The sequence below is a fragment of the Cupriavidus sp. 01L46 genome, assembly GCF_056399905.1.
In genome coordinates, this window is record NZ_JBFTSF010000039.1 from 1 (window position 1) to 17,990 (window position 17,990).

Here is a 17,990-nt window from a genome sequence, read left to right on the forward strand (position 1 = left end):
GTAACCAACCCGCGGATATCAGCGTGATCCACCGTCGAGACTTACTGCTACGTCGCCCTCCAGGAAATTGGGGAACAACATGCAACTGTGAAACTGAATCAAACCAATCTCGATTGACACGGGGGAGTCATATCAGCTAGGAGCCACTTGAAGCGAAGCCCGTGGTTTTTCCCAGCAAGCAGGCGTGACGAGCGCCCACCCTATCCCCCCGGCCCATCGCCCACAAGCGGGAGATGGCAGCAAACCTGAAGCGCGGAACGAAGCCGCCAGAACGAAAAAAACCCGGCTTGTGGCCGGGACAAGGAAAGTTCGGAGCCAGGCCCGCGCCGCCAGGCGCAGGCCGATGCAACGGGATCAGAAGCGCGTGCGCATGCCCACCGCGAACTCGCTCTGGTGCGCGAAGCCGTTCGATTGCGCGGCGTGATAGCCGTGCTGCAGGAACATGTAGTCGGCGGCCAGGTAGACCTCGGTACGCTTCGAGAAGTGATAGAAGATCGAGCCGTACACGGTGTTCTTGCGGCCGCTGTCGGTCGCCGTGGAGTTAGCGGTGTTGCCGTAAGCATTGATGGTGAAGCCGTCGGCATTCAGGGCGGCGTGGCCGGCCTTCATCATCTGGTAGCCGATCTCATAGTCGAAGGCGCCTGCCGGGTCGATCTTGAGCGACACGGTGTAGGCGTCGTCCTTGCGCTGGCCCAGCGCGCCCTGATCCGCGGTGTAGTGGAAATAGCCCGCGCTGGCGCGCACGATGCCCCACACATAGTTGCCGCCAGCCGAATAGGTACGGTTGCGCTGGCCATTCACGTTGGCCGTAGTGAAGAAGCTCGAGACGTGGAAGTTTCCGCCGTTGTAGCCCAGGGTGACGGTTTCCGTGGTGTTGCGCGACGGCGCGCCCGGCACTTCGCCGAACTGGTAGCCCGCGCCGGCGGTCAGGCCGTTGTCGAACAGCTTCTTCCACACCACGCCGTTGTCCATGCGCGTGCCGGTGGCGCTGCCTGCGTAGAACACCAGCTGCTTGAAGTTGTTGTTGTTGGTGTAGCCGCCTTCTTCCGTGGTGATGGCCGCCGGGCCGTAGGGATCGCCATAGAGGCCGGAGGCCATCGGGTCGCGCCCGAGCGCATTCTGGCGGCCGAAGGTCAGCTTGCCGAAGACATCGCTGTTGATGCCGACCCAGGCGTCGCGGTTGAACAGCACGCCGGGGGTGTCCATCGCGCCGTTGTAGCTCTGGAATTCGCTCTCCAGCTTGAAGATCACCTTGGTGCCGAAACCGATGTCTTCCGCGCCGGTCAGGCCCCAGCGGTTGCCGCTGAACCACGCCGGCTGGTGGTAGCCGGTGAGGCGGTCACCCTTGGCGTCGGCGTTGCTGATGGTGCTGATGGTGGTGTCGATGAGGCCATACAGCGTCACGTTCGATTGCGCGTTGGCGTGGCCGGCAAAGGCCGCGCCGATTGCCAGCGCGAGGGCTGTGATTTTGGTTTGGGCTTTCAAGTTGATCTCCTCGGGGCTCGCTAGTTTTGTCGATGATTCCGGCTGCTCGCGGGCGGGACGCGTGTCCCGGCCATGAGAGAAGCCCCTGCATCGTAGGCATGGCAAGCCTTCATCCAGCTTTCCCGCCGTTGCGCGGCTGGCTCAGGGAAAATACCGAGGAGACCGGCGGGGCAGGCGTCCAGCCGCTTGTTCAGCCGCTTGCCGCTCGCATTGCAAACGCAGCGGCCGGCGCGCTCAGTGCGGCCGGCGTTCCGTCGGCTTACGCTTGCGCGCAGGTGCGGGTACGGGCGCCGGCTGATCCTGCGCCCGCTGCTGTTCGGCTGCGCCGCGCAGCAGCCAGCTGATCAGCTGCTTGGATTGCTGGATGCGCAGGCGGCGTCCCTTGGCGTTATCTTCGAGATAGTCCGTCGACAGGTGGAACAGGTAGGACACCACGTAGCCACAGAGGTCGTCGATGATGGGGCGCGACAGGCCCGGGCAGAGTTCCAGCCTCTCGATGTCTTCCGCCATCTCGCCGGCGATATCCGCCAGCACCTGGCGCACCGCTTCGCGCAGCGCCGGCTGCGGGCCGGTGCTGCCGCACACGCCGACAAAGAAGGCGTCGGGATGGGCATCGGCGTAGGCGAAGAAGGCGTCGCAGGCGCGGTTGGCGACCTCGCCGGGGTTGTCCTGCGCCACCGCCCAGCGCACCGCGCGCAGCATGGGCCGCAGCGCGTTGCCGACCTCGGCCACGGCGGTCAGCGCCAGGTCTTCCATGTCGCGGAAGTGGCGATAGAAGGTATTGGGGTTCAGCCCCGCTTCGCGCGCCAGCTCGCGCAGGCCGAGGCCGGCGAAGCTGCGCCTGGCTGCGGCCAGGCGCAGCGCCGCGTCGATCAGTTTGCGTTTGCCGCCGGCAATGTCTTCCATGGTGTCAGGCAAAAAAGTTAAGGCCGGGATACGCCGGCTTGAATACGCCGGCTTCAGCGAATCCGGTTTGGAATTGACACTCGGTCTACATTCGTCTACTTTGCTGCAAAAGTAGACGGTTGTCTACGTCGGCTTGCAGGGATAGCCATATACGCCATGTACCCGGCAAAAAACAGAAAAGCGAACAAGAGACACAAGGTGGCCCCTGAGCCCCTTGGCCCAACCCCGGCGGTTCGCCCGCCGACTACCATCTGGTGACCTGAATATGCAGCGCGCCTCCACTTCCGCCTCCGCCGCTCCGGCAGCAAACTCGGCAACCGCAGCAACCGCAGCAGTCATTCCGGCGGCGCAGCCCGCACGCTCGCTCGAACCCATCCCGCGCGACCCGGGCTGGCCGCTGGTCGGCAACTTGTTGCAGGTCACGCCGGGCAAGGTCGGGCAGCACCTGCTGGCGCGCAGCCGCGCCTTCGACGGCATCTTCGAACTCGATTTCGCTGGGCGCCGCGTGGCATTCGTGAGCGACGCCGCGCTGGTGGGCGAGCTGTCGGACGGGCAGCACTTTCGCAAGATCGTCGGGCCGCCGCTGTCGTACCTGCGCGACCTGGCTGGCGACGGCCTGTTCACCGCGCACGCCGAGGAAGAGAACTGGGGCCGTGCCCACCGCATCCTGATGCCGGCCTTCAGCCAGCGCGCCATGAAGGGCTACTTCGACGTGATGCTGCGCGTGGCCAACCGGCTGGTCGACAAGTGGGACCGCCAGGGCGCCGACACCGACATCCCGATTGCCGACGACATGACCCGGCTCACGCTGGACACCATCGCGCTGTCGGGCTTCGGCTACGACTTCGATTCGTTCTCGCGCGAGGAGCTCCATCCCTTTATCGACGCCATGGTCGGCGCGCTCGAGGAGGCCATGGGCAAGCTCACACGCTTTGCGCTGCAGGACAAGTTCATGCACAAGGCGCACCGCAAGTTCGCCGGCGATATCCAGTACATGCGAGCGCTGGTGGATGACGTGGTGCGGCAGCGCCGCGCCGCGGCCGGCAAGAACGCCGGACAKCCGCCCGCGCACGACMTGCTCAACCTGATGCTGGAGGCGCGCGACCCCGACACCGACCAGCGCCTGGACGACGTGAACATCCGCAACCAGGTCATCACCTTCCTGATCGCGGGGCACGAGACCACCAGCGGCCTGCTCACGTTCGCGCTGTATGAGCTGCTGCGCCATCCCGGCGTGCTGGCGCAAGCCTATGCCGAGGTGGACGCAGTGCTGCCGGGCGACGCGCCACCGGTCTACGCCGACCTGGCGAAGTTGCAGGTGATTGACCGCGTGCTCAAGGAAACGCTGCGCCTGTGGCCCACGGCGCCCGCCTTTGCAGTGGCGCCGTTCGAGGACACGGTGATCGGCGGGCGCTACCTGATCCGCAAGGATCGGCGCGTCTCGGTGGTGCTCACCGCGCTGCACCGCGACCCGAAAGTGTGGGCCGATCCGGAGACCTTCGACATCGACCGCTTCCTGCCCGAGAACGAGGCCAGGATCCATCCCCACGCCTACAAGCCGTTCGGCAAYGGCSAGCGCGCCTGCATCGGCCGCCAGTTCGCGCTGACCGAAGCCAAGCTCGCGCTGGCCCTGATGCTGCGCAACTTCCAGTTCAGCGACCCGCACGACTACCAGTTCCGCATCAAGGAAACGCTGACCCTGAAGCCGGATGCGTTCACGCTGCGCGCGCGGCGGCGCCGTGCGCATGAGCGCATCGCCGCCGCGGCGGCGGCCGGCGCTGCCAGCGCGCAGTCGCAACCTCCGGCGGTGCGCGGCAACGGCCAGCCCCTTGCCGTGCTGTGCGGCTCCAGCCTGGGCACCGCGCGCGAGCTGGCCGAGCAGATCCACGCCGGCGCGCTGGCGGCCGGCTTTGCCGCCACGCTGCGCGACCTGGACGAAGCCGTGGGCGCGTTGCCCACCGATGGGCTCGCCGTGATCGTGGCGGCTACCTACAACGGACGCGCACCMGATTCAGCGCGACGCTTCGAAGCGATGCTCGATAGCGGCGATGCTGGCGGCTACCGCGCAGAAGGCCTGCGCTTTGCGTTGCTTGGCTGCGGCAATTCGCAATGGGCCACGTACCAGGCATTTCCCAAGCGGCTGCACGACTTCTTCAGCGCGGCTGGCGCGGCGCCTTTGCTCGCGCGCGGCGAGGCGGATGGCAATGGCGACTTCGACCAGGCTGCGGAGTCGTGGCTCGCCGCGCTGTGGCAATCGCTGCAGGCGCTGCGCGTGGCGCAGGGCGTGGCACCAGATGCGGCGGGCGCCAGCCAGATCGAAGTGCGGCTGCGCGATATCGCCACCATCCGTGCCGGCACGCTGCCGCCGTCGACGCAAGCCTTCACGGTGCTGGCCAACACGGAGCTGGTGAACGATCCGGCGGGCCTGTGGGACTTCGCGCTGGAAGCGCCGCGCACCTCCACGCGCGACATCCGGYTGCGCCTGCCGGAAGGCGCAAGCTACGCGACCGGCGATCACCTTGCGGTGTACCCGCAGAACCATCCCGCCACCGTGCGGGACCTGTGCGAGCGGCTCGATCTCGATCCCGACGCCATGGTGACGCTGTCCGCCGCATCCACCAGCGCCGCGCGCGGCCTGCCACTGGACGAGGCATTGCCCTTGCGCGAACTGCTGACGCATTTCATCGAGCTGCAAGACGTGGTGTCGCGCCAGACGCTGCGCACGCTGCTGCAATACACGCGTTGCCCGTTCACGCGCGCGGCGCTGGAGCGGCTCGGCTCGGACCACGCGGCAGAGGGCTACGCGGCACGCGTGGCCTCGCAGCGGCTGGGGCTGGTGGATGTGCTGGTCAGCCACCCCGCCATCGAGCTCACGCTGCCGGGCCTGCTGGCTTGCACGGTGCCGATGCGGCCGCGCTTTTATTCCATCGCGTCGTCGCCCCTGGTTTCACCGGACGTGGCGACGATCACGGTCGGCACCGTGTGGTCGCCCGCGCTCTCGGGGCGCGGCATGTTCCGTGGCGTGGCATCCACCTGGCTGCAAGGACTCGCGCCGGGCGCGGTGGTGGCGGCAGCGATCCGCACGCCCAACCCGGCCTTCGCGCCCGATCCCGATCCGGCGCGGCCGATGATCCTGGTCGGGCCCGGCACCGGCATCGCGCCGTTCCGCGGTTTCCTGGAAGAGCGCGCGGCGCAGAAGGCCGCCGGACAGGCGGTAGCCGCCAGCCAGTTTTACTACGGCTGCCGCCATCCCGGGCACGACTGGCTCTACCGCGATGACGTCGCACGCTGGCAGGCCGCGGGCGTGGTGCAGGCGCATGCGGCTTACTCCACTACCGCCGCTGCGGACCAGCGCTATGTGCAGCATCTGCTATGGCGCGATCGCCAGGCTATCTGGGCGATGCTGCAGGACGGCGCCACGATCTATGTGTGCGGCGACGGCCGGCAGATGGCGCCGGCGGTGCGGCGCACGTTGATCGAGATCGCGGCGCAGCAGGGCGGCATGAGCGAGGCCGCGGCCTCCGGCTGGCTGGCGGGCATGGTCGCGCAGGAACGTTACCGCCAGGACGTGTTCAACTAACCCAGCCAGGAGCCGGTTGGCAGGATTCTGCGGATCATTGTCAGCCGCCACGGTCCCGCTTTCCGTACGCTCGGTGCCATCCCCGCCTCTTCCTCACCGGAGCGCCCGATGGCACGTCCCGCGATGTCCCAAGCCCGGGTCCTGGCAATCTGCCAGGCCCTGTTCACCTCGGCGCTGTCGGTCGACCTGACCCTGACCGGGCTGGTTGGCTACACGCTCGCGCCCGACAAGGCGCTGGCCACGCTGCCGTTCGCGCTGATCACGGTGGCGTCGGCGCTCACCGCCATCGCGGCCGCCTTCCTGATCGAGCGGCTGGGGCGCCGCATCGCTTTTTCGCTCGGCGGGCTCGCGTGCTGCGCGGGCGGGCTGGTGTCGGTGTGGGCCATCTCGCACCATGACTTCGTGGCGTTTTGCGTGGGCACGGCGCTGGTCGGCGTGTTCCAGGCGTTCGCGCGCTTTTACCGGCTGGCCGCGGCGGACGCCGCCGCGCCTGTGGATAAGCCGCGCGCCATTTCCACCGTGCTCACCGGCGGCGTGGTGGCCGCCGTGTGCGGGCCCGCCATTGCCGCGTGGAGCAGCGACCTGATGGTGGCGCAGCCCTTCGCCGGCTCGTATGCGGTGGTCGCGGTGCTCGGGATGGCCACGGTCTTGCTGCTGGCGCTTGGCTACCGCGAGCCAGAGGCGCATGCAGGCGCGGCGGCAGCCGGTCACGGCGCCGCGGTGCTGCCCGCGCGCCCGCTCGCCGTGATCGCTCGCCAGCCGGTGTTCCTGGCGGCGTTTGCCAACAACGGCATCGGCAATGCGGTGATGATGTTCGTGATGACCGCCACGCCGATTGCCGCGGTGGCGTGCAGCCATACCATCACGCAGGGCGCGCAGATCATCGAGTGGCACCTGGTGGGCATGTACGCGCCGTCCTTTTTCTCCGGCTGGCTGCTGCAGCGTTTTGGGCGCGGGCCGATGCTGATGTGCGGCATCGCGCTCGCTGCGATGGGTTCGCTCGTGGCCCTGGCCTCGACGGCGCTGCCGGCCTTTTATGTCGCCTTGTTGTGCCTTGGCATCGGCTGGAATTTCATGTTTGTCGGCGGCACCACGCTGCTGGCGGAGAGCTACCGGCCCGCCGAGCGTGCGCGGACCCAGGCGCTGGCCGAATTCAGCGCCGCCGCGCTGACCGCGCTGGCCACGCTCGCTGCCGGGCAGGTGCTGTACCGCTATGGCTGGCAGGCGGTCAACCTTGCCGTGCTGCCGGCGCTGGCGGTGGCGCTGCTGGTCACGCTAGGCTGGCGGCGCAGCACGCCGCGCGCGGCGGTGCTGGCCGGATAGGCGCTGGCGCCAGTATGATCGGCGGCAACCGCACTCGCGCACTCACCCTCTCGCCCTGGGTCACCGTCCATGCCTGCCAGCCATCCCTTGCCGAATGATCCGCCGCGCATCGTCGTGCTCGTCGCGCCGGACCCCGCGCAGGAACTCGACGTGACCGGGCCCAGCGCGGTCTTCGGCCATGCCAACCGGCTCCCAGGCCGGGCGTCGCCCGCCTACGACATCCGCATTGCCAGCGTGCGCGACGACGGCCTGGTGTGTACCGAAAGCGGGATCCGGCTGCTGGCCGACGCGCCGTATCATCGCATCGGCGACATGCTGCCCGGGCCGATCGATACCTTGCTGATCGCCGGCGGCTCAGGCCACGCCGCGGCAGCCAGCGACGCGCGCCTGATCGACTGGATCCGCACGCAGGCACCGCGCGTGCGCCGCCTCGGCGCGGTCTGCACCGGCGCGTTCGTGCTGGCGCGCACCGGGCTGCTGGACCGCCATCGCGCCACCACGCACTGGCGTCATGCCGCGCGGCTGGCAGAGCGCCATCCGCTGGTGCAGGTGGACCCGGACCCGATCTGGATCCGCGCGGGCGATCTGTACACCTCGGCCGGCGTGACCGCCGGCATGGACCTGGCGCTGGCCTTGGTGGAGGACGATCTCGGCCATGCCGCCTCGCTGGCGGTGGCGCGCGAGCTGGTGTTGTTCCTGCGCCGTCCCGGCAGCCAGGCGCAGTTCTCCACGCTGCTGCAGGCGCAGAGCGCGCAAAGCCCGGAGTTGCGCGAATTGCAGGCCTGGATGGCGGAGCACCTGGCGCGCGACCTGTCGGTGCAGGTGCTGGCCGAGCGCGTGGCGATGAGCCCGCGCAACTTCGCGCGCGTCTTCGCGCGGCAGGTCGGCGAGACGCCGGCGCGCTACGTGGAACGGCTACGTGTGGAAGCGGTGCGCAGGATGCTGGAGGAAGACGGGCGACGCCTGGATGGCATCGCCCGTGCGACTGGATTTGCCAACGCCGACGTGATGCGGCAGGCCTTCCAGCGGCATGTGCAGACCACGCCGGAACGCTATCGGGCCGCGTTCCGGGCGAGGCCAGCGGAGTCCGGCAAGGGCCTCAGGCCTTAGCTTGCAACGCGGCAATGCGCTGCTCGATCGGCGGGTGGCTGGAGAACAGCGACAGCCACGACTTGCCACCGGCGATGCCCATCGCCTGCATGTTCTGCGGCAGGCCTTCGGCGTCCAGCCCGCCCAGCCGGCGCAGCGCCGCCACCATCGGCGTGGGGCTGCCCATCAGCTTGGCCGCGCCGGCATCGGCACGGTATTCGCGATGGCGCGAGAAGGTGGCCACGATGATGCTGGCCAGGATGCCGAACACGATCTCGCATACCACCACCGTGATCATGTAGCCGATGCCGGGGCCGCTGGATTCCTCATCGTTCTTGCGCAGCATCGAATCCACGAAGTAGCCCACGATCCGCGCCAGGAAGATCACGAAGGTGTTGACCACCCCTTGGATCAGCGTGAGCGTGACCATGTCGCCATTGGCGATGTGGGCGACTTCGTGCGCGAGCACGGCCTCCACTTCGTCGTGCGACATGGTTTGCAGCAAGCCGGTGGAAACGGCCACCAGCGAGCTTTTCTTGGTGGCGCCGGTGGCAAACGCATTGGCTTCGCCTTCATAGATGGCGACTTCAGGCATCGGCAGGCCGGCGCGGTCGGCCAGCTTCTGCACGGTCTGCACCAGCCAGACTTCGGTGCCGTTGCTGGGCTGGGTGATGACCTGCGCGCCGGTCGACCACTTGGCGATGGTCTTGGACATCAGCAGTGAGATGAAGGAGCCACCGAAGCCCATCAGCGCCGCGAATGCCAGCAGCATGCCGAGGTTGAGGCCGTTGCCGGTGAGGAAGCGGTTCACGCCCAGCAAGCTGGCGCTGAAGCTGAGGACAAGCATGACGGCGAGGTTGGTCGCCAGGAAGAGCAGGACGCGTTTCATTTTTTGTGTGAKGAAGTGATCAATGCCATGGTGAAAACAGGGGCGCGCGTCGCAAGCACGCGCAGCGCCAGGCCAGGCGCGCCGCGTGCAGGAGACTAACGACAGGAAAACCGGGAACCGGACTACGCTGACTACGAGCGCACGCAAGGCCAGCGCACGCGCGGGGGAGACTCAGGCGCTGGGAGGGCGCTGCTGAAGGGGGAGGTCGGGGTCGGGCATGGCGCCCGCGCGGTGCGCGGGCGCGCCGCTGCGGGCAAGCCCTGCGGTAAAGCGCGGGGGCGAGGCCGGCAACAGGGATTCGGCAAGGTCGGCGCCGGGCTGCGACGGATCCTTGGCGTCGCCGGCGCTGCCAACGTCAACGGCGCCGGGGGCTCCGCTGGCATCGATAGCGGCATCATGCGCCGCATCGTCTGCCATGCCGGCAGCGGCGTCTTGTGCCAGGGTGCTGCACGAATCCGCCTGCACCGTGTTGCCCACTGCGCACGTGCGTGCGCCTGCCCAGCTTTGGACGGGCATGACGGCAAGCATCAGGAGCAGCAGCAGGAAGCGGGTTGCGCGCACAAAAAATTGGGGTTGGGATCGCGTGTCAGGCGGTTCGACACGAAATCGAGCAAAGAATTCTACAGGATGCGGCGCTGCGGCACGTTATGGCGAAAGCATCACTCCGTAGCGCTCAGCCCAGGATATTGCGCGCGGCACGCGTACCCCACCACGCCGCTTCCTCGAACACCGACACGCCGGACAGGTCCGCATGGGCAAACAGGATGCGGCCATCGGCCGCGCGCAGGGCCGCGGCTCCGGCATTGCCCAGAAAGCCCGTGCGCGGCGAAGCCATGGCGTGCCCGCGCACCGTGATTTCCACCGCATCCGCGTGGCGCCAGAAGGCGCGCCCGTAGACCGTGCGCAGATCGGTGGTGGCGTAGTCCATCAGCTCGGCGGCACTGGCCTCGGCCAGCCAGCGGCGGGTGTCGGTGAGCGAGCGCGGTGCCGCGCCGGGGCTGGCCGCCAAGTCCAGCGGACAGTACGCGGTAAAGACCGTGGCTGCTGGCTTTGCCTGCCGGATCAGTTGATGGGTACTCACCACATAACCCAGCCCGCGTCCGCCATGCACCACGTTGTCCCACGCCAGCGGCACGCCCGGCGCTTCCGGCGGGAAGCCCTGCAGGCGGAAGCTGGATACCATCCAGGACGCGGTGGGCGGCAGGTGGCGCGCCGGGTCGAAGCCGAATTCGCGCAGCGGCGCCACGCGGGCGGCCACATGCAGGGGCATGGCGCAGATCACGCGGCGCGCGCGGATGCGGTAGATGCGCGGTGGCTGGGCGCCAACGCCATCCGGCCACCAGGCGCACAGCACCGACACCCCACGGCCCTGCTCCTGCACTTGCAGCGCCATGCCGGGACGGCGCCATGGCCGGGCGCCAGGCTTGGCGCCGCGGTGCGCATCGATCCGCGCCGAGAGCCGCGTCACCAGCGCGTGCAATCCATCCGGCCAGGTCAGCACGGCGCCATCGGCCGCATCGCTTGCATGGCCCGCGCGGCTGGCGAAGTAGTACAGGCCCGCCCAGGCCGAGATCACGTCGTGCCCCGCGCCGTAGTCGTCGCGGCAGCAGTAGTCCACATAAGTGTGCAGGGTGGGCGCGGTAAAGCCTTCGGCCAGCATCCACTGCCGCATGCTTTGCTGGTCAAGCCTGGTCCAGGCCGGATCTTGCGAGGCCAGCGCCAATGGGATGGCAAAGGCCTTGCGGCCGTCGCTGCCGCGCTCGCTCTTGAGCTGCTCGACGCGCGCGAGAAAGCGCGCGTGCTGCGCCGCTTCCTGGTCCGGCGCTGCGTCGCCAGGCACCAGGCCGTCGTGCCACTTGCCGTCGAAGAACAGGCGCTCGTCCGGCGCATGCACCAGCGCGCGTTCGTCGAACTCGGGCCGCGCGGCGAACGGGTCGCGCTGGATCACGCCGGTGTCGGCCAGCATCTCGCGGATGTGCGTGGATTCGGGCGAGGGCAGCGGCAGATAGTGCGCGCCGCGCGGGAAGGCCAGGCCGCCGCCGAAGCTTCCGGCCGCCGCGTTGCCGCCGAACTCCGGCCCGTCCACCAGCAGGAAGTCCGTGAGGCCGCCACGCGCCAGCTGCCACGCGGCGCTGAGCCCGGCCACGCCACCGCCGAGGATGGCAACATCGGTCACGATCTCGTCCTGCGCGGAAACGGTCGACGGCCAGCTGGCGGCATCGCGCAGCGCGTGGCCCTCGGCCATGCCGGGGCGCAGCACGACAGGCATGGGCTCGCGCAGGCCGACGCCGGCCAGGAAGCGGCTCGCATCGCCGCCCAGGCGGTCGCAGCCGGACAGCAAGCCCAGGCCGCCCGCGCCAGCGCCGGCGATCAGGAAGCGGCGGCGGTCCATGCCAGCTCCGATTGCGGGTGATGCAGATCAGCGGATGACATTGCGCCAGTCCTGCTCGAAGTCATGCACCAGCGACTGCTCGTTGAGCCGGTTGGCGCGCGCCTCGCGCGGCGCCATGTCGGCGGGGAAGCGGAACATCAGCGCGGTGCTGTCGGCGTCGAGGAACTTGAGCGGCACGGTGTAGCGCGTGGGTGGTGTGTAGTCGCCGCGCTTGCCCGCAAGGATGAAGCCCCACTCGCCGAAGGACGGCACATAGGCGTGGTAGGGCCAGGTATGCAGGCCCGCCTCGCGCAGCGTGGCGTCGATATCCCAGAACGAGCGCGGCGCAAAGTACGGCGAGGTGGACTGCACCACGGCATAGCCCTTCTCCGCGAGGTGGTGCGACATCAGCTTGTACATCGGCACCGAGTACAGCTTGCCCAGGCCGAAGTTGGACGGGTCGGGCAGGTCGACGATGATGGCGTCGAACATCTCGTTGTGCTGCTCCATCCATTGCGCGGCATCGGCACTGACCACCTGCACGCGCGCGTCCTTGAGCGAGCCCTGGTTCAGCGCCACCAGCGGCTCGCTGCGCGAGAACAGCGTGGTCATGGCGGGGTCGAGGTCGACCAGCGTCACGTGCTCGATGTGCTTGTGCTTCAGGATCTCGCGCACCGCCAGCCCGTCGCCGCCGCCGATCACCAGCACGCGGCGCGCCCACGGCAGCGCCTGCAGCACGGGATGCACCAGCGCCTCGTGGTAGCGGTGCTCGTCGCGCGAGGAGAACTGCAGGTTGCCGTTGATATAGAGGCGCATGTCGTCCTTCCAGCGCGTGATCACCAGGCGCTGGTATGGCGTGCTTTCGCTATGGATGATCTCGTCGCCGAACATGCCGCGCTCGGCCCAGTGGGTCAGCCGCCCCGAGGCCAGGAAGCCGCCCGCCAGCAGCACCAGCACCAGCGAGGCGCGCAGCATGCGCGACATCACCGGCTTGAGTTCATCGCGGAAGATATGGATGGTGACAAGCGCCACGCCCGCATTGAGCATGCCGAACAAAAAGCCGGTGCGCGACAGCCCCAGGCGCGGCGCCAGCGCCAGCGGGAACACCAGCGAGACGGCCAGCGCGCCAAGGTAGTCGAACGTCAGCACGCGGCTGACCAGCTCGCTGAAGGCGGTGCGGCGCGTGTTGAGCACGCGCATGACCAGCGGGATCTCCATGCCCACCAGCACGCCGAGCACGAACACCATGGCGTAGAGCGCGGTGCGAAAGGGCGCCGACAGCCAGGCGAACACCACGAACAGGAGCGCCGCGGAGACGCCGCCGAGCAGGCCGATCAGGATCTCGATATCGATGAAGCGCGCCAGCACGTCCTCGTCCTTCACATAGCGCGACAGCCAGGAGCCCACGCCCATGGCGAACAGGTAGCAGCCGATGATGGAGGAGAACTGCAGGATCGAGTCGCCCAGCAGGTAGCTGGACAGGGCGCCGGCGATCAGCTCGTAGCCGAGCCCGCAGGACGCCACGATCAACACCGAAAGAACAAGGGTACGGTCGCGCATCGGGGCTAGGGAATCGGGGATCGGATAGGAAGCCGGGAGGCAAGCCGGGCAGGAAGCAGGGATGGGCAGGCGTGACGCTCAGGCGAGCCGMCGCGCGATGTGCGCACGCCTGGCAAACCGCAAAAAGTTGTGATGAACCGAAATGGACAACGGATATACTTGGGCGCCAACTGCCAACAATGCTGATATCGCCAATATGGCTTCACGATTCACGGCTCGCTTAATGTTGCCGCAGCCCGGAACACCGTCGTAGAACCCGCCGGAGAACAACCAAGATGCAAGCCATCTACGCCTACGTGCTGCACCTGCTGGCCGGCCTTGCCCTGCTGGCGGTGTTCGTCGGAGTCTACACCAGGATCACGCCGTTTCGCGAGTTCGCGCTGATCCGCCAGGGCAACCTCGCGGCGGCGCTTTCGCTGTCGGGGGCGATGATCGGTTTTTGCTTTACGCTGTCGTCCAGCATCCAGCACAACGACACCTTCCTGATGTTCCTGGTGTGGGCGGTGGGGGCCATGCTGGTACAGGCCTTGGCCTACGCGGGCCTGGCGCGCGCGCTGCCCGACATGGATGCAGCGATCGAATCGAACAATATCGGCATGGGCGGCCTGATGGGCGCCATTTCAGTGACGGTCGGCTTGATCAATGCCGCCTGCCTGTCCTGACTTCCTGAACTTGCTGGAACAACGCTGAGAACCTGGGGATTGCCATGAGCATCGGATCGTTCATCAAGAAGCAGTTTATCGACATCCTCCAGTGGACGGAGGACACGGACGGCGTACTGGCCTGGCGCTATCCGATGGAGGATATGGAAATCCAGTACGGTGGCAGCCTGACCGTGCGCGAGTCGCAGATGGCGGTGTTTGTCAACGAAGGCAAGATCGCCGACGTGTTCGGGCCCGGCATGCACAAGCTCACCACGCAAACGCTGCCGGTGCTGACCTACCTGAAGAACTGGGACAAGCTGTTCGAGTCGCCCTTCAAGTCGGATGTGTACTTCTTCAGCACGCGCCTGCAGATCGGCCGCAAGTGGGGCACCGCCCAGCCGATTACCATCCGCGACGCCGATTTCGGCATGGTGCGGCTGCGCGCCTTCGGCCTGTACTCGTACAAGGTGGCCGACGCCGCCAGGTTCTATACGGAGATCAGCGGCACGCGCGCCGAGTACACCCGCGACGAGGTGGAAGAGCAGCTGCGCAACCTGCTGATCGCCACCATGACCGCCACGCTGGGCGGCGCCTCGGTGCCCTTCCTGGACATGGCCGCCAACCAGGCGCTGATGTCGCAGACCATCCGCGACAAGCTGGCGCCCGAGTTCGAGCGCTATGGCGTGGCGCTGGATAACTTCGCGGTGACCAATGTGTCGCTGCCGGAAGAACTGCAAAAGGCCATCGACACCCGTATCTCCATGGGCATGATGGGCGATATGGCGAAGTTCACGCAGTACCAGGTCGCCACCTCGATCCCGCTGGCCGCGCAGAACGAGGGCGGCGTGGCCGGCCTTGGCGCCAGCCTGGCGGCGGGCGCGGTGATGGGCCAGGCGATGGCGGGCGGGCTTGGCGCTGCCGCGGGCGTCCAGCCTGCCGCACCCGCCGCGGCAGCGGCGCCGGCCGCAGCGGCCGCGCCCGCCGACGATCCGGCCGCACGCCTGCAAAAGCTCAAGGACCTGCTCGACAAGAGCCTGATCTCCCAGGCGGAGTTCGACACCGCCAAGGCCGAGATCCTCAAGAAACTGATCGGCTGAGCGCGCCCCTATCCCTTAAGCATGCAAGCAATCAACTGTCCAAGCTGCGGCGCGCCGGCGGCCTTCCGCTCGTCAGCCGCGGTGATGGTGGTGTGCGAGTTTTGCCACAGCACGCTGCTCAAGGACGCCGACACGGTCAAGGACATCGGCAAGATGTCCGCCGTGCTGGAGGACTACACGCCGCTGCAGATCCACACCTCGGGCCAGTGGGACGGGCAGGGCTTCACCCTGGTCGGCCGCATCCAGCTGCGCTACGACTCCGGGCTGTGGAACGAGTGGTACGTGCTGTTCGACGACGGCAGCGACGGCTGGCTGGCGGATGCCTCCGGCCAGTACATGCTGACCCGGCGCGTCACCGCCGAGCAGTCCGCCGCCCAGCTTAACGGCGTGGCGCTGCCGCGCTATGACCAGCTCACGCCCGGCACGCCCCTGTACTTCGACAAGCATCGCTACCTGGCCAGCGACGTGCGCAGCGCGCGCTGCACCGGCGGGCAGGGCGAGCTGCCGTTCACGGTAGGCGCCGGCTGGACCGCGCAGGTTGCGGACTTCCGCGACGAAGGCCGTTTCCTCACACTCGACTACGCCGACGGCGATCCGGCTGCCATCTATACCGGCCAGGCGGTCACGCTCGACCAGCTCAAATGCCAGCTGCTGCGCGAGGCCGACCAGATCGCCGGCACCGCTGACCGCTACCGCGGCAAGGCCGTGCCGCTGGCCTGCCCGGGCTGCGGCGGCCCGATCGCCTACCGCGCGGGCGTGGCCAGCTTCGTGGTCTGCCCGAGTTGCCACAGCGAGATCGACTGCTCCACTTCCACGGCGCTGGTGCTGGAAAAGCAGCGTGAGCTCGATGCGCTCAAGACCAGCCTGGCCCCGGGCGACATCGGCAACATCGACGGCAAGCCGTACACGGTGCTGGGCCTGATGCAGTGCACGGACAATGACGAGGACGAAGCCTCCACCTGGGTCGAGTATCTGCTGTTCAACGAGCAGCGCGGCCTGATGTGGCTGGTGGAGCAGGACAGCGGCTGGGACCGGGTCGAGGTGCTGGACACCTGGCCGCGCATGGTCTCCGGCACGGCCGCAAGCTACCAGGGCCAGACGTTCCAGCAAGGCTACGACTACAAGAGCGAGGTGCTGTACGCGGCCGGCACCTTCAACTGGCGCGTCAAGGTGGGCGACACCACGCGCCTGACCGAATTCGGCAAGCCGGCGYGCCGGCTTACGCGCGAGACCTCCGGCACGGAGATCGTCTGGACTTTGTCCACCACTGTTGCGCGCGCGCAGCTGGCGCAGTGGTTCAAGTCCAGCCCGGGGCTGGCCGAGGCCGCCCGCGCGCCCCAGGCAGCGCGCGCTTCGGCTGCGGGCAATAGCGCCGACCTCGCCTTTTGCCGCAAGAGCGCCAAGGTCTACGCCATCCTCCTCGCCATCCTCAACGTCCCGGTGGCGCTCGTCACCGATCGTGGCTGGTTCACTATCGTCATCGGCTTCCTGCTGCTTTGGGTGCCGATCTGGCTGGTCCAGCGCTGGGCCGGAAAGGATTGAGTCAGCGTGCGCCTGCTTTATCTCGTCTACGGCATCATCGTGCTGTTCGGCACGACCTTCTTCAACATCGGCGAATCCACCGGTTCAGGCTCGTCCGGATACGCGAGCTCGCGTGGCTGGAGCGGCGGTTCCTCCGGCTCCAGCGGCTGGTCCTCCGGCGGCGGCCACAAATGAGCCGGTGGCCATGAACGCGCCAGCCCTGCCTTGCCCGGCCGTGCTCGGCCACCACCTGCTTGCCGACCTGCAAGGCGTGGCGAGCGATCTGCTGGCCGATGCCGCACTGGTCGAGCACGTGCTTTACCAGGCGGCGCAGGCCGCCGGCGCCACCGTGGTCGACGCGCGCTTCCGGCATTTCGGGCCGGGGCTGGGCGTGACCGGGGTGCTGCTGCTCAAGGAATCGCACATCAGCATCCATACCTGGCCCGAGTACGGCTTTGCCGCCGTGGATGTGTTCATGTGCGGCGCCGCCCGCCCCGAACTGGCGGTGGAGGTGATGCGCGCGGCCTTCGTGCCGCGCGCGCTCACGCTGCGCGATCAGGCGCGAGGCCCGGCGCCAGGCTGAGCACGAAGCTGGCAAGGCTTGCCGCGATGGTCTACACTGCCTGGTAACCCCGTAATTACTACAGGGTATTTGGCATGATCAGGAGTGACCTGGAGTCCGCATGCGTATCGGTGAGCTTGCAAAACACAGCAGTTGCGACGTGGAAACCATCCGCTATTACGAGCGCGAAGGTTTGCTCGACGCGCCCCAGCGCGAGGACAACGGCTATCGCCGCTACGGCGACGGCCACCTGCTGCAGCTGAACTTCGTGCGCCACTGCCGCTCCCTCGGCATGAGCCTGTCCGACGTGCGCCGGCTGCGCGATTTCGAGCGCGATCCGACACTGGCGTGCGACGACATCAACAGCCTGCTGGATCGCCAGATCGAGCAGATCCACGCCCAGCGCGTGGCGCTGGAGGCGCTGGAAGGGCAGTTGCGGGCACTTCGCCATACTTGCGACCAGCCCCATCCGGCCAGCGAATGCGGCATCCTGCAGAACCTGCAGCAGGCCGCCGCCGGCGCCGCCTGCGAATGCCATCCGCATCCGCAGAGCCACGCGTAAGGGTTGCGCCCCGGTGCCTGAAAGGTGCCGGCTATGCTACGATCCCTTTACCTGCCGCGCACCAAGCTGGTGAAAAAAGCGGCGGGCCGAGCCCGCGGTGAAGCCGTTGAGTGAGCCATTGCTCTCGCCAGTTTCGCCGTATGACACGCTTTCCCGATTTTCCATTCCAATTGCTGCCGCACCCAATGACGCCTTGCTGCCTGTCGCCGATTGCTGTCGAGCTTGCCCCTATCGGGCAGGCTGGCGCGACCGCGCGCGCAGTCCAGGCGCCGCGCGCACAAGCCAAACAGGCGATTGCCTGCCGCCGGATCAGCGTACCGCTTGATCCCGCCCGGTTCCCAGCCTGACGTTTCCCCCCACGCAGGCATACGCTGAACCGGGCCGAGTCACTCCCTGTTCGT

Annotated in this window: 15 protein-coding genes; 9 read left to right on the forward strand and 6 right to left on the reverse strand. The window is 67.8% G+C overall.

Going from position 1 to position 17,990, the window contains the following annotated elements; translation table 11 throughout:
- Positions 1-354 precede the first annotated feature (354 nt).
- Together AC1DS3_RS09630 and AC1DS3_RS09635 are read right to left on the reverse strand one after the other, a co-directional pair.
- Positions 355-1,485, reverse strand: a complete 1,131-nt coding sequence (locus AC1DS3_RS09630; protein WP_441641445.1) for a porin — start codon at positions 1,483-1,485, stop codon at positions 355-357.
- Positions 1,486-1,719: 234 nt separating this feature from the next.
- Positions 1,720-2,391 (reverse strand): TetR family transcriptional regulator, encoded by a 672-nt coding sequence (locus AC1DS3_RS09635; RefSeq protein WP_441641446.1) that lies wholly within the window; start codon positions 2,389-2,391, stop codon positions 1,720-1,722.
- A 265-nt stretch (positions 2,392-2,656) separates the two neighbouring features.
- Here AC1DS3_RS09635 and AC1DS3_RS09640 point away from each other — a divergent pair, with 265 nt between their 5' ends.
- The 3 genes from AC1DS3_RS09640 to AC1DS3_RS09650 all read left to right on the forward strand — a co-directional run bounded on the left by AC1DS3_RS09640 (position 2,657) and on the right by AC1DS3_RS09650 (position 8,404).
- A complete protein-coding gene (locus AC1DS3_RS09640) occupies positions 2,657-5,971 on the forward strand; it encodes a bifunctional cytochrome P450/NADPH--P450 reductase (protein ID WP_477127077.1) in 3,315 nt (1,104 codons plus the stop codon).
- Between the two features lie 108 nt (positions 5,972-6,079).
- Complete coding sequence (locus tag AC1DS3_RS09645) at positions 6,080-7,294, forward strand: MFS transporter (RefSeq protein ID WP_441641448.1); 1,215 nt, start codon at positions 6,080-6,082, stop codon at positions 7,292-7,294.
- Between the two features lie 69 nt (positions 7,295-7,363).
- Positions 7,364-8,404 (forward strand): GlxA family transcriptional regulator, encoded by a 1,041-nt coding sequence (locus AC1DS3_RS09650; RefSeq protein ID WP_441641449.1) that lies wholly within the window; start codon positions 7,364-7,366, stop codon positions 8,402-8,404.
- Here the strand turns inward: AC1DS3_RS09650 and htpX are convergent.
- The 4 genes from htpX to AC1DS3_RS09670 form a co-directional block, all read right to left on the reverse strand.
- On the reverse strand, positions 8,394-9,272 hold the full coding sequence (gene htpX, locus AC1DS3_RS09655; RefSeq protein WP_441641450.1) for a protease HtpX: 879 nt from the start codon (positions 9,270-9,272) through the stop codon (positions 8,394-8,396). The genes AC1DS3_RS09650 and htpX overlap by 11 nt on opposite strands.
- A gap of 171 nt (positions 9,273-9,443) precedes the next feature.
- The gene (locus AC1DS3_RS09660; RefSeq protein WP_441641451.1) at positions 9,444-9,833 is read right to left on the reverse strand and encodes a hypothetical protein; all 390 of its coding nucleotides are present in this window, start codon (positions 9,831-9,833) and stop codon (positions 9,444-9,446) included.
- Positions 9,834-9,945: 112 nt separating this feature from the next.
- Positions 9,946-11,664 (reverse strand): FAD-dependent oxidoreductase, encoded by a 1,719-nt coding sequence (locus AC1DS3_RS09665; RefSeq protein WP_477109709.1) that lies wholly within the window; start codon positions 11,662-11,664, stop codon positions 9,946-9,948.
- Between the two features lie 27 nt (positions 11,665-11,691).
- On the reverse strand, positions 11,692-13,203 hold the full coding sequence (locus AC1DS3_RS09670) for a polyamine aminopropyltransferase (protein WP_441641453.1): 1,512 nt from the start codon (positions 13,201-13,203) through the stop codon (positions 11,692-11,694).
- A gap of 275 nt (positions 13,204-13,478) precedes the next feature.
- Between AC1DS3_RS09670 and AC1DS3_RS09675 the strand changes: the two genes are divergently transcribed.
- From AC1DS3_RS09675 to AC1DS3_RS09700, 6 genes are all read left to right on the forward strand, one after another.
- Entirely contained in the window at positions 13,479-13,865 is a 387-nt protein-coding gene (locus AC1DS3_RS09675; protein ID WP_441641454.1) for a DUF350 domain-containing protein, read from the forward strand.
- Positions 13,866-13,909: 44 nt separating this feature from the next.
- Positions 13,910-14,944: an SPFH domain-containing protein gene (locus AC1DS3_RS09680; RefSeq protein ID WP_477127078.1), complete on the forward strand. Its 1,035-nt coding sequence runs from the start codon at positions 13,910-13,912 to the stop codon at positions 14,942-14,944.
- A gap of 21 nt (positions 14,945-14,965) precedes the next feature.
- A complete protein-coding gene (locus AC1DS3_RS09685; RefSeq protein ID WP_477127079.1) occupies positions 14,966-16,486 on the forward strand; it encodes a DUF4178 domain-containing protein in 1,521 nt (506 codons plus the stop codon).
- A gap of 6 nt (positions 16,487-16,492) precedes the next feature.
- Complete coding sequence (locus AC1DS3_RS09690; RefSeq protein ID WP_158001334.1) at positions 16,493-16,660, forward strand: hypothetical protein; 168 nt, start codon at positions 16,493-16,495, stop codon at positions 16,658-16,660.
- Positions 16,661-16,670: 10 nt separating this feature from the next.
- A complete protein-coding gene (gene speD / locus AC1DS3_RS09695; protein WP_441637385.1) occupies positions 16,671-17,048 on the forward strand; it encodes an adenosylmethionine decarboxylase in 378 nt (125 codons plus the stop codon).
- Between the two features lie 100 nt (positions 17,049-17,148).
- Entirely contained in the window at positions 17,149-17,589 is a 441-nt protein-coding gene (locus AC1DS3_RS09700; protein ID WP_174425810.1) for a Cd(II)/Pb(II)-responsive transcriptional regulator, read from the forward strand.
- Positions 17,590-17,990: the final 401 nt, after the last annotated feature.

Coding starts and splice junctions, on each gene's coding strand:
- AC1DS3_RS09635 (WP_441641446.1), bottom strand. CDS start 2,391: ATGGAAGACATTGCCGGCGGCAAACGCAAACTGATCGACGCGGCGCTG.
- AC1DS3_RS09645 (WP_441641448.1), top strand. CDS start 6,080: ATGGCACGTCCCGCGATGTCCCAAGCCCGGGTCCTGGCAATCTGCCAG.
- AC1DS3_RS09650 (WP_441641449.1), top strand. CDS start 7,364: ATGCCTGCCAGCCATCCCTTGCCGAATGATCCGCCGCGCATCGTCGTG.
- htpX (WP_441641450.1), bottom strand. CDS start 9,272: ATGAAACGCGTCCTGCTCTTCCTGGCGACCAACCTCGCCGTCATGCTT.
- AC1DS3_RS09665 (WP_477109709.1), bottom strand. CDS start 11,664: ATGGACCGCCGCCGCTTCCTGATCGCCGGCGCTGGCGCGGGCGGCCTG.
- AC1DS3_RS09670 (WP_441641453.1), bottom strand. CDS start 13,203: ATGCGCGACCGTACCCTTGTTCTTTCGGTGTTGATCGTGGCGTCCTGC.
- AC1DS3_RS09675 (WP_441641454.1), top strand. CDS start 13,479: ATGCAAGCCATCTACGCCTACGTGCTGCACCTGCTGGCCGGCCTTGCC.
- AC1DS3_RS09680 (WP_477127078.1), top strand. CDS start 13,910: ATGAGCATCGGATCGTTCATCAAGAAGCAGTTTATCGACATCCTCCAG.
- speD (WP_441637385.1), top strand. CDS start 16,671: ATGAACGCGCCAGCCCTGCCTTGCCCGGCCGTGCTCGGCCACCACCTG.
- AC1DS3_RS09700 (WP_174425810.1), top strand. CDS start 17,149: ATGCGTATCGGTGAGCTTGCAAAACACAGCAGTTGCGACGTGGAAACC.